Source organism: Pseudomonas sp. GNP014 (genome assembly GCF_054344005.1).
Genome location: NZ_JBTGUS010000001.1, coordinates 3,991,912 through 4,005,080, shown reverse-complemented (window position 1 = coordinate 4,005,080; position 13,169 = coordinate 3,991,912). Strand labels below are relative to the sequence as shown.

Annotated in this window: 3 protein-coding genes; 2 read left to right on the top strand and 1 reads right to left on the bottom strand. The window is 62.1% G+C overall.

Features of this window, described 5'->3' with window-relative positions; translation table 11 throughout:
• The first annotated feature begins 6 nt into the window (after positions 1–6).
• Complete coding sequence (gene relB, locus ACXX9E_RS17960; RefSeq protein ID WP_458555834.1) at positions 7–201, top strand: type II toxin-antitoxin system RelB family antitoxin; 195 nt, start codon at positions 7–9, stop codon at positions 199–201.
• Positions 182–475 (top strand): type II toxin-antitoxin system RelE/ParE family toxin, encoded by a 294-nt coding sequence (locus tag ACXX9E_RS17955; protein ID WP_458556592.1) that lies wholly within the window; start codon positions 182–184, stop codon positions 473–475. The genes relB and ACXX9E_RS17955 overlap by 20 nt, the downstream gene beginning before the upstream one ends.
• A gap of 47 nt (positions 476–522) precedes the next feature.
• On the opposite strand, the gene ACXX9E_RS17950 is transcribed toward ACXX9E_RS17955, so the two are convergent.
• Positions 523–13,026 (bottom strand): filamentous hemagglutinin family protein, encoded by a 12,504-nt coding sequence (locus tag ACXX9E_RS17950; protein WP_458555833.1) that lies wholly within the window; start codon positions 13,024–13,026, stop codon positions 523–525.
• Between the last annotated feature and the right edge of the window lie 143 nt (positions 13,027–13,169).

Genomic DNA, 13,169 nt, shown 5'->3' with positions numbered 1-13,169 from the left:
GGTCATATGAGCATTTTGCTTGCCCCGTTTTATTCTGAGTTCGAATCCGAAGAAGAGGCAGAGAGCTACGATCGCTGGTTTCGTGCCAAGGTGCAGGCTGCACTGGATGATCCTCGCCCGGGCATTCCCCATGAGGAAGCCATGGTGCGGCTCGACCAATTATTAGAAGAGAAACGCAAGAATCGACGCGCTGCCGCTTGAATGGAGCAATCAGGCTCTGGACGATCTGGCTGACATTATCGACTACGTTGAACAATACAATTCCAACGCTTCAGCGGCTTTGCAGCGCAAGGTGGGCGCAGCAACGCAAAGGCTTTCATCAATTCCCTATGGTTACAGACCCGGTCGAGCACCAGGCACCCGGGAAATGGTGGTCAATCCAAACTATGTAATGGTCTATCGAGTGAACGGGCGCATCAAAATACTGACGTTTGTCCACACTCGACAACAATACCCACGAACCTCATCAACATAAAAAAAGGGCGACCCAAAGGCCGCCCAAACGTACTACACGAGAGTCTTTTACAACGTCAGTTGCCCACGTTCCTCCTCGGTCAACTGCTGTTTCGCCTGATCATCCAGCGCTCCGGCGCCCAGCACCTGCACCGGGCTGTTCGGGTTGTAGCCCGGGGCCGGGGTGCGGCTGGCGCCATCGCGGGTTGGGGCGAGTTGTTCGTTGCCGAAACTCAGCACCTGCACGGTAAACACCGAGGCCTGATTCTGCCGCGAGGCCGCTTGCTGCTGACGCGCCACGTCTTCCGCCGCTTGCGTGGCCGAAGATGCCGCCGAACTGGCCGAGGTGATCGCGCCAGTGTTGACCGCCGATACCACCGGCACCCCGGTCGATTTACCCTGCACCGAAATGTTGGCAGCGTTGACCACCGTCAGGGCGGCGATGTTGACGTTGCCCGACACACGAATCCCCGCCTCGCCGGCATCGATGGTGCCCAGCGGCGCGATCAGGTCGATGTCCCCCGGGGCCACTTCGGCAATCGGGTTGAGCGTGGCGATACCGGCGCCGGTGCTCGGCACCGATGGCGACAGGGTCACGTTGCCCCAGGTGTCGTACACGCGTTTCGGCGGGGTGTAGACCACGGTGGTTTTCGAACCCCGACCGGCGTTGATGTCGCCTTCGGCGGACCAGCCGAGGATCGAGCCACCAAACGTGGTCATGATCCGGCTCTGTCCCAGCAGAATGCTGCCCTGGGAGTAGAGCTGAATATTGCCCGAGCCCTGGGTAATGATCCCCGCCGTCGAGGGCGGCGCCGCGCCCTCGATGCCGAACACCTGACCACCGCCTGGCGTGAGCATCTGGATATCGCCACCGAACAAAGTCTTGACCCCGGCACCGCCATAAAGCGTGATGTCGCCGTCGTAGCGGATCGGATTGCCGGCCACATCGGTGGTCGGGAACAGCGAAGCAATGGCGTTGCGACCACGCAGGTAACTGCCTTTGCGCGGGCCATCGACATCGTTGTATTCCAGGCCACCAGCACGCAGTTCGGCGAAGTACACCTGACGGGCGAAGATCGCCTGCTCCGCACGTGGCAACGCAGCGAAGAAGGCTTGCGCCTGTTCGGTGTTGCCGCTGAATCCATAGCCGAGGGTCAGCCAGCTTTGCAATTCGTCGAGGTAAGTCTTGACCACTTTGCCTGGCTGCCCGTTGAGCGATGCGTTCGGGTCGGCAAGGTTCTGCGGGTTCAGATAGCGGGCAATGAACCGCGAATAATCCGGCCCCTGCGCGCCCACACCGGCCTGCAATACCACGCTGGCACCCGGTTGTTTATCGCCTGCCACCAACGAGCCGAGGCTGGTGATGCTGGCGCGGTTTTCCATAAGGATATTGCGCCCGGCGTTGATATCCAGCGTTCCCGGCCCGGCGATATCAAAGTTGCTGTAGAGAATGTCGCGACCTGCTGACACTCGCGATACGTCTCGCGGATCATTGTGGACAAACAGGTTGCCGGTGGAAGAAATGCCATCCTTGCCGTTGCTTATTTCTGAACTCGGTACTGCCGTAGGCTGCCCCAGGGTGGTGCCGGAGGCGACGATGTCACGACCGGCGATCATCCACACAGGACCGGCCGCTTCGTACCAGGTGCGTTTGGAAGTGGAAAAGCTCAACGTTTCACCACTGCGAACGCCCACCAGGTCCCCCGTCAGTGCGTAGATTCGCGCCGGCCCCTGTACGTCGTTCAAACCCGAATAGCTATCGGGACCAAAGGCAAACAGCGGATATCGCACGTTACTCTCTGGTGCCACGCCATCGTCGCTGTAGTTGGTGCGCACCGGCTTGCTTGTGTTGCTGTTGGTGGTAAAGGTGTTGAACGCCGGGTTGAACGGCGTGGTAATGGCCATCGGGCTCGCCCCCGACTGGTTGATCGCATAGCCACCGGCGTAGATAGAGTCACCTGCCAGCAGTTCAAGCTGTCCCGACTTCGACGGAGCCAGGAGCAGTGAGTAACCTTGCAGCGGGTAGTTGTCTACGCCAGTGAACGTCGCGGATGGTCCTGCATAGATGGATCCCTGGCCCGCCACCGCACGAAGTATCGATGGATAGACAAACCGGCCATCGGTAGGAGAGGTATTGCGGCCCGTGATCAGACCGTTGGATGAGTTGACCTCGGATATCTGTGTGCCCGGCGTCAGGTTCCCGCCAGCCGAGAACAGATCGATTGCGGTGTGGTCGGTCCACAATGAGAAGCCGCTCAGAGTACCGCCCTGCTGAACGCTACCGTTGGCGGCCATGATCGGGCTGGCGTTCATCAGACTCACTCGCCCAGGATCCGCTGCACCACCCAATACCAGATCCCCACGGCTGCTCAGGCTCATGCCCGAGTCTCCCGGAATCAGCACCACGCCTCCGGAAGCGCTACCGGTGGTCGAGGTAAATGGATCAAGTGCCCGGGTTTCCCGAAGATCATTGACCACGGTGCTGGCGCCGTACCTCAGGTTGATGCCACCCAGTGCTCCACCCGTCATTTGTGCCGCACCGCGCAGGTTGATCAGCGCACCTTGCAGATCATGGACCGGTTTGCCGATACCGGTTTCTCCTGCCCGCGCTTGCAGCGACGGGTTGAACGTACCGCCGATTCGAATATCCATGTCACCCCCCCCGGTCATCTGCACGCTGCCATCGCTGGCGACTCGACCGGTGCTGCCGACTGCGACGATCAGACCTTGGCTTCGAGGATTGTTCACGGCATCCCCCAACGGCTTGAGCATGCCGGCATCACCACCGGCCCGCAGGCTGATATTACCGCCGCCCAAAGTGCCGAAACCGGTGAACCCGACCAGGTACGGTTCGGTATTGGTGTTCGTATCTGGCATCAGTTGGGTGGCATAGCTGCCGAAGTTGATCCACCAGGCCGTGGGCATATCCGGGTTGTCCGTGCCTTGGCGCCACAGCCAGTTGCCCACCGCGACACTTGCGATCTGCTCCCGGGTTCCACCTGAAGTCGATCGAGTTTTCTGCCCTACCGAATCGCCCGAAACAGACCCGCCCGCGTTGATCGTCAGATTGCCGCCCATCTGCGGATACCAGGCCTGGTAAAGACTGTCGGTGCCGCCGTTGACCCATTTTTCATAATCGGCACCGGCGCTGCCCAATACCGAATTACTGTTCGAGAGATACCCGCGTTTCTGGTTGTACAACGAATCGACGTTCGCTGATTGAGTGCCGGCGGTATAAACCCCAAACGGTGAATCCATGCTCAAGTTGCCGGCAGCCATCAGATCAAGATCGCCAGTACCGGTGCGCAGCACACTGAACATCTGGCTGTGGGCCTTGGCGGTTGTGCCGGGATTATTGCCGATGCAGAACTCCGGATAGATTTCACAAAGGACCTGATACTCCTCGGGAACGGGTTCGTAGTCAGGTCCTTGACCACTGCCCGGCGCCCATACCCAGCGTGCCATCGGCACACAGAGCCCTTCTATCTGCGCACAGATCTCCAATTGGTCATCGGGCACAGGGTAATACCCCGGAAGGTCATACGGATTGCCCGGTGCCCACACGAGTATCCCGGTTGCCTGGGTAAGCGTGACACCGTAATGAGTGTCCGCCAGCCGCAGATTGCCATCGGTGGTGACAGGCTTCACGGCACGGCTGTCCGCCGCCTCAAGATCGGCACCCGCCACCGCGCGCATCGACCATGACGCACTGCCCGAAGGCAACATACTGGCCAACGCCCAGTTCTTGCCTTGCTGCGTGCCGTTGAACGGACGCAGTTCGATCAGCGAAGTGCCGTCGGCAAGCTTTACATCAGTCATCGAAGGAATCAGCGAACCGCGCAGCAAGGCCAGCGAGCTGCTCAGTTTCACACCGGAAACCGTTAAAAGATCGAGGTCGAAAACCCCTGGCAACGGCACGCCCTTGGGCCAGGTCATGGCCTTTAGGCTCGTGGCCTTGTTCAGACGGATACCGGAACCCAGGCGAGAGTTCGCCGGCAACGTCACACTTTCGCTGAGCAACGTTCCCGCCGCGTACAACAGATGACCACCGGCATCATGGATAGCTCCCGCCAGCACTGTGCCGGCGCTGAACGTATAAGCCTCGCCCAAAACCGCCTGGGTCGGCAGCAACGTGCCGCTGGCCAGTCGCGCACCCTGAATCGTCACGTCGTAATTGAGCGTCGCGCCCACCGGAAACTGCGTGCCCTCGGCCAGCGTAACCCCGCTGCCCGGCACGATCAGATCGCCGCCGAACGGTTGCACACCGGCGATCAGTTTCCAGCCGGCGTCATCCTTGGTTTCCGGTGGTGGCGCGAAACCGTCGTTGATGCTGCCGTAAATGTCGAGGTTGCCACCGGCACGAATCACCAGGCTGCCGGCCTCCCCTGACCCGTACACCAACGGATTCAGTCGCGTGTGCGGATTGAGACTGGCATAACGATAGCCAGACAAATCCAGATCACCCTCCACCACCAGATCTCCGTCGGCAGTCTTGCTGGCAATTTCCACGCCTGGGCGCAGATGGAACGCGTCTGCGTAAGTGGTGTTGTTCAGCCCGGCGAGTTTGCGTTGCAGCAGATCGTTATTACCCAGCGCGGCGTTGATAAAGTCTTTGCTGTCACCGTGAATGCGTTCGAGCATGACCTTGTCAATCACCTGATACGGCCGACCACTGACCGCCTGATCGACACCATCACGGGCATCGGTATAACGGCGCGTGCCATTGAGCCCGATAGAACGCGCGCCCTGAATGGTCAGCACACCACTGGCGTCGATGGCAATGTCATTGCTGCCCAGACGTGGCGCGTTCAGCTCCAGCGTGCCGCGCAGCATTCCATCGTGTTGCCCCGCAAGGAAACCGGGCACGGCATCGGTGCCGTGGCGCAGGTCGATGCGCGCGCCGCTGCCTAGCGTGAGTAAACCATCGCCGGAACCGAGTTCGACCGTGGCACGGTTCGGCGCATCGATGATCTTGCCGTAGCTGTCGACCCGCAGCACACGGCCATGGGCATCGAGCACACTGTTGCCCGCAAGAGTCAGACCGTTTTTCGCCGACAGACGAATGCTGCCGACACGTTCGCCGCTGGCGTCGATCAGACCGGCAACCGTCAGGCTGCCATTGTCCACCGACACATTGATCTCACCAGCCTTGAGACCGTCGCCGATCACAAGATTGCCTTGTTTGAGTTGCAGGCTGCGGCTGCCGTAAACCTGTCCGGCACTCAAGCGCTGATTGAGTGCAGCGAACTGCTCGGTGGCGTCACCACCCAGACGCTGCGCGCGAATGTCCACGCCACTGGCCTTGTACGGCACCAGCGTGCCACCGGCGTCGTAATAACCACTGCTGCCGCCGACAATCTGGCCTTGCAGATCGACCATCCCGGCCGCATCGGCCAGAGCGACGACGCTAAGGTTACCGGCCTGATTGTTCTTCGCCGACAGATCGATCCGCGAGCCCGCGGCCTGACGGATATTGCCATTTGCGCTGTACAGCGAAACATCGCCCCCCCAGCTGTACTTGCTGACATCGTTGAACGGCAAGGTACGTCCGGCCATATCCAGTACGGCTCCACTGCCCAGGGTCAGATCGCCTTCGGACTTCACCGTCAGCTTGCCGCTGGCCAATGCGATACGGCTGTCGAGCACGATATCGCGGGCTTCAAGGTTCAACTCCGCACCCAGGGCATTGGCCACGCCGGCAGCCCCGGCGCCGCTCAAGGTCAGGCTATTGCCGGCCTTGAGCAGGCTGACTGATGCCGCCTCGCCAGTGAGCAACGGCGTACGCAGATTCAGATTGCCGCCGCTGTAGCTGTAACCCTTGACCGGATCGTAAGCGCCTTGCTCCTGATACACCGCTAGGCTGCCCTTGTGATTGGCGGTGATGCGCTCGCTGGCGCTCAGGTTGACGTTGGCGAATCCCAGCGCCAGACGATTGTTCTGATCCAGCCCGCTGGCCTGAGGCATCGGGCCATAACCCAGCTCGATCCGCTGGGCCTGAATGTCCAGCGTGCCACTGCCGGTGCCCGCACCACCCGTGATGACTGCGCCAGGACTCTGGGTCGCACCGTTCCAGATCAGGTTGGCGGTACGGATACTCGCCACGTCGCCGGCGTTGCCCAGACCGTAAATCGCCGGAGTGACCAGCACCAGGTTCTGCAATTTGCTCTGGCCGGTCTGTGGGTCGATCGTGTCGAGGCTGACGCTGCCGTAGAAATTGAAGGCGTCGCGAGTGGTCAGGCTCAGGGTTTCCAGGGCCGGCGCGCCAAACTGCGTATCACCGCGCAGCAAACGGTCGAGTACGTTCTGGTTGAGCGTGAGGCCGGCAGGCACGCGGCTGCCTGCCGCCGCCAGCGCCTCGGCGCTGCCGGCATTGACCGAGCCGACCGACAGTGCCAGATGACGGGTGCCGAAACGCACCGCTTCACCGAGTTCGAACTGGTTATCCGTGACGGCAGTGATACTGCCGTTCGAATACAGCAGGGCCGGATTGCTGCACACACTCGTTGCGCAAGTGCCGATCCGGATACTGCCCGCTCCGGTGATGCCACTGGCCAGCTCCGGCGCGAGGACCTGGGTCCAACCGTTGGAAACGAGCAACACGCTGGAGGCTCTCGGCTCATAAATGAAACCGGCCATTGAGTCGTAGGCCACGTTGCCACGCCCCAGCGTATTGATCCCGCCCCCCGCTTCGACCGTGATGCCGCCAAGCATTGACGTGGTGCGCAGCAAGACTTCAGGTGCAGACAGAATCGCCCCTTCACGCAAGACAATGTTTGCGCTGGTGCCCAGGAAACCGATGATGTTGGCGGCTGTGTTGTACAGGACATTCGGCATCGCACCGATAGTCAGACGCCCGGCATTGAGGCTATTAAGCGTGTCGGCGTATAACGACACGCCATTGAAGCCAGGGGTCGGTGCATGGCCCGCGCCCAGGATCTCGAAGCTGCTACCGGCGTTGCCGCCGCGCACCACCGCCGTGCCGGCCATGCCACCCTCGGCAGCGTCGAACAACGCACGCCCGTTGAACTGCAAATCGATGCCTTGCTTGCCGCCGGGCGCCAGGCGCAGATCCAGTGTCTTGCCGTCCATCGGTGCCATCGCGCGTGGCACACCACGCCGGGCGGCATCGCTCTGGATGAAGGAAGTGAATCCGGTTTCGTTGTACTGCGAGTAACGACGCAACACGTCGGCAGACGTGAGGATCACCTGACTGGCCAGGCTGGCACGCACGTCAGTATTGGCAATCGACATCTGCCCGCTGCTGGTCCATGAACCGTTACGCAATGGCAGCGCCCCGGTTGTCACGCCGGGTGTCGCCTGACCGTTCACTTCAACCCGGAACGCACCGGGCATCAAGGCAAACGTTGACGGCAACAATGTGTAAGTGCCCGCTGCCAACCCCGGAACGCCGGCACCAATGGTGATCTGCTGCCCGATACGCGGATCGACCGCACCGGCCTCGGCCAGCATCGGCGCATAGCTGCTCTGGTTGCCGGGCACGATGGCATAGACCGGGTTGCTCGCCAGCCCCGGCAGGCTGAAGGTGCCGTCAGGCGCATTGTGCACCAGCGGGTTGAAACGCGCATCGGTGGAGCCGCCACGACCGGACACGAAACCGGCGCCGCGCAGATCCCCGCCGCCGGACAGGTCGATGACCGCGTCGCTCTGCACATCGGCAAATTGCGTGCCGATCGACACGCCTGATGTTTCGCCGGTGATGCCATCGAGCACCACGGATTTGCCGTTGTAGCGATAGTCGATACCGTCCGTGGTGCCGCCGTACGGCATGACCAGACCGGCACCGCTGACCGAAGTCAGACTGCCCGGCAGCAGATGAACCTCGCGAGTCGTGCTGAGCAAATCGTCACCCAATACGATCTTGCCCAGCGGTGCACGCAAGACACCGCCCTGCTCGATGTACGCGGCGGAAAAAGTCAGCTTTCCGAATGCCGAGTACGGCACTGCAGCCGGTGCAGCCCCGTGACCGCTGATCCGCAAGGTGTGTTGAGAAACCGGAACCTCGCCCTGATAACCGACGCGCACCTCAGCCTGAACACCGGTGGCGGGATAGATCTGCGCCGCACCGAGATTCAAGTCGCCCGGTGTCCACAGCCTGGTTTTCTCCGCGCCATCATTCGGCGCGAGGAAACGCAGATCGCCGCTGCTGTCGAGGTTCACCAGACCGAAAGCCCGACGGCTGTATGCAACGGCCGGAGCCTGCCGTTGCAGGATCGAACCCTGAGTCCCGAAGGACAGGCCATTGCCCACGTCCAACAGGTTCGCAGAGGCATTCAACGTCGCGTCGGACAACCGGGTCGTCGGGCCGGGAAGCAATCGTGGGCGCATCATGCTGAAGCCGGCAAAGTAGGTGCCCACCCCTGACAGACGCAGGTACGGCGCACTCAAATCAACCCGCGCCGTGCCTTTGGAGTTCTCGGCAAGCGACAGCGCTCCGGCGAACAGGCTGAGGCTCTGATTCATGCGCAGATTGACGTCACCGTCGAACGACAAAAGACCGTTGCTCAGCAGGCTGAGATTGTCGAAACCGCCCGTCATCAAGCCATCGGCACTCAAACGGGCTTGACCGTAACGCAAGCCATCGGCGCCTTCGCCGGGTCGCAGATTCGCGGGCAGCAGCCCGTTCCCTGCCGCTTGGCCGATGATCATTTCCCTCGGAGCCCGCACCACGTTGCTCGCCGAGTCGGAATACAGCGGCGTCTCCAGCGCCAGTTCCAGACGACCACCGGCCGCCCCGACGCCACCCGCCGCCGCACGCAAGTTGCCTTCGACGAACAGGCCGGTGTAGGAGCTCAAACCGATTCGCCCGCCATCCGTTGCGACGCGGGTCGGGCCCTGGCCGGCGATATCCAGAACGGCCTCGGTACCCGAGGCATCCAGCCGCGCGCCCGGACGCACAATCACGTAGGCATCGGCGGCCGTGGCGGTTGCCAGTTTCGAGTCGATCTCGCCGCCGATGATGATGCTGCCGCCCTTGCCGACCTGCCCGTAAGTGCGGCCCAAGGTGTCGGTCGCTGTATTGGCGCGCGCGGCGACATCCAGCACCGCCTGTTCGCCGATCCAGATCGAGCGGTCATGTGCGTTCGGATCCCCCACTTGAATCGAAGTGGCCGGCTGGATCGAGCCGAACTGTTGTTGACGAATATCGATCGTGCCACCCCAGGCATCCAGTTCACCGTCAACGGTGATCTGCCCGGCGCCACGCAATTTGATGCTCTGCCCCGGATCGACGCTGATGCGCGAGCCTCGGCCCAGGGTCAAGGTGCTGTTGGCGGCGTCAATCAGCTCGACCAGCGTCGCGCCGCCTTGCAGTGTCAGGCTGGCGCCGGCGCGCTGGGTCAGTACGCCCTTGGTCGGGTTTTCCTGGAACAGCGTCGGGGTCCACAGCTCCAGCGCCGTTCGCGGATCGACGCCGCTGACCTCGTTGGGGGCCGCATCGCCAAAACGGTAGACCGGCATGTTCACGTCAATTGCGGTGCCTTCGGCCACTTCAAGTCCGCTCAGGCCGATCAGGTTGTAGGCGGAGAACCCCTTGCCGAACAGGTCGGCGGACAGTTGCAAGGTGTTGTCCGCCAGGGCTTTATCCGTTTGCCCGACCAGTATTTTGTTGGCCTGCACCGTCAGGGTGCCGCCGCCCGTGACGCCGTACCCACGCAGTTCGCCATCGAGGTCCAGACGGGTTTTGCCTGGTGCGGAAATGGCGCTCGATTCCAGCGTCAGATCCCCGCCCTTGCCACCCCGGGTCTTGCCATTGGCGAGCACGGCGCCACCGGAAGAAACGTCGAGCAGGCTGCCGGCAGCGACGTCGATATCGCCGCTGTTGCGGATCGATATCAGACCACCGTTCAGATACGCCAGGCTGGCGTTATCGTCCGGATTGGTGCGCAGGTTGCTCCAGAGGCCGCGGGTGTCGAGCCGTACGCCCTCGGCGATGCGGGTTTGCGTCGCCTTGTCGGCTTTCGCCGCCAGACGAGTGTCAGTGTTTGCACCGCCAGTGAACTGATTGAGTACGTTGCCCAGACGCAGGCTGCCCCCGCGAGCGATCAGGTCGGCGCCGACCTGCACATCCGGGGCGTACAGGGTGATGTCGCCACCGCTGTCGAGCGTAAGCCCACCGTCAACGGCGATCTGATCCTTGGCCGAAACCTTGAGCGCACCGAGACGGAATCCGTTGAGCTGATCGTTATCGAGATACAGCTTGCCCTTGCGGGCATCGGACACCGCGCCGGTCAGATCAAAATCGTTGCCGGCGACCGGGCGCGAGCCACCGATCTGTATCTGATCGAGCAACGGATTGAGGGTGTAGAGCAGCCCACTCGACGCCGCGACAAAGGTCGGATCGTAACTGCCGACGATCAGTTGCGCACGCCGGGCCAGCGCGGTCTGACTCTGCTGATAGCCGTCGAGCACCGGTTTCGAAGCCTGATTCTGCCGTTCACCCTGATGCACATCGCCGATCATCTGCCCGTCGAGCACGGCGTTCGCTGTGGAAATCACCAGTTGCCCGGCATCGCGGCCCACGGTGTAACCCGATTCGAAACGTGAACGCGGGGCGATCAGCGGGTTGTAGAAATAGCTGGTCTGGCCCCAGCGTTCGCTGCTGTCTTCATAACCTTTGTACAGCCCGGTGTAGAGCAGATCCCCCGGGGCGCGGGAGACTTCATACAAGCGTCCATCGGCGCCGCGCAGCCAGCTCTGGCGAATCTGCCCGCTCTGCACATCCAGGGTGCCGCCGGACAGGTTGATCAGCGAGCCTTTTTCCGTCACCACGTCGTTGCCGGCGAAACTCACCGTGCCACCCTGGGCCATCCATTCGCCGACGCTGTGGCCCTGAGTGCCGAGATAACCCCCGACTTCCAACAGGCCACCGGCGGTGTACCAGCGATCCGTGGCGTAGCCGTTGGTGCCGGCCGGCACGTATACCAGCTCGCGCACATCGACCCAGATGTCATTGCTGTTGAGCGCGCCTTTCTCGCGGTTGACCGACGCATCGCGCTGCTCGTTGCCCTGCACGTTGATCTTGATGCTGTTGTTTTCCATCGCCACTTTGACGCCGATGGCACCCGAGACATCGATCATCGCGCCGTCACGCACCAGACTGCGACGCTGTGCGCTGACCGCGACCTGGCCGCCGGTGGCCAGGGTGATCGAGCCGCTCTGGAACTCGACACTGCCACCGCTCTGAATCTCGATGCGCGACTGGTCGCCACGGATCCGATTGTTGGCCGTGACGCCCGCCAGCGCGGCCTGATGCTGGCTGTCGAGGGCGGTCATGTCGCTGCTGTCGAGCATGATTGCCGTGGCGCTGCTCTGCCCCAGGGTCACGCTGCCCGTGGCGTCGTTGATCGGGTTGGATAGGTGAATCGTGCCTCGTGTTGCAACTGAAGTGCTGGCGAGCAATACGCCGTTTTGCACGACCTCGTGGCCGGTAAGGGTGATGTCGCCGGTCGACGACTGGATCAGTCCGTTGTTAGTGACTTTGCCCGCAACGGCACCGGCCTTGAAGCCCGGAATGACTTCGCTGCCAAAGGTGGTGGACAGCGCATTGCCTTCGGTGCCCGAGCCCTTGCGGATGTAGAATCGGTCACCGGCTGCCAGCACGGTCTGGCCCTTGGCGGTGTTGATGTTGCCGTCGTTCTGCACTTCGTTGCCCAGCAGCAACGCGTAGCCGCCGGCATCGATAGAAGCCGCCGGTTTGTGGGTTTCAATCGAGGCACCGCGCTCCACCAACACTTTGCCAGCGGCATCGGTGAAGGTCGGCTGAGTGCCGGTGCTGTCGAAAAACAGACCTCGATCGCGGAACTGTATGTCGGTGATATTCGCCGCTGCCGCAACCAGGTTGCGCACGTTGACCTGGCTACTGCCGCTGAACACGATGCCGTTGCGGTTGATCAGCATCACCGTGCCGTTGCCCTTGATCTGGCCTTGAATCTGGCTGGCCCGGGCGTTTGGATCGTTGACCCGGTTGAGCACTGCCCAGTTCGACTGCTGGGCGAAATCAACCGTGGTGTTGCGACCGACGTTGAAGGTCTCCCAATTAAGGATCGCCTTGTCGGCAGTCTGCTCGATCGTCACCGTGGTCTTGCCATCGACTTGAGTCTGCTGCGGGCCCTTCGCGTTCTGCCAGCCCTGGGTCAGGCTGTTGTCGACCTTCAAACCACCCTCGCCCAGACCGTCCGGCACAAACTGCACCGTGCCCAACGCCGCAGTGCGCCCGGCGGCCTGCGCCGCTTGTTGCGCGGCAATCGCGGCAACGGTGTTGTTCAAGGTCTGGATAGAGCGCTGCAATTGCTGATTGGCTTTTTGCTGTTGGGCCAGTGGCGGCGTCATCCCCGGTAATCCGCCCACGCTCGGCCGTGCCGCTGCCGCTTGCTGCGCGGCGCCCTTGGCGGCAAACCAGCTCGAACTGAACGCCGTCTGCGCCTGCGCACTGCCCGCCACCAGACACAACGCCACCGCGTGCGCCAACGGCTTGAGCAGCCACAGCGCCGGCTCCACGGCATCACGCGGAAAGGACTGAACGTGGGTACGACGACGGGACGGGCGAGCGAGCATCACTACGAGATCCTTTTTTGATTGCCACACATGGCCGCAGGCGAACAAAAACCTGCTGTTACGACATAGGCAGTTGGCGAGGGGCGCGACCGAACGGATGTCACACAAACTTCATGTTGGGGGAGTATTCGCGGGTCCGGGGC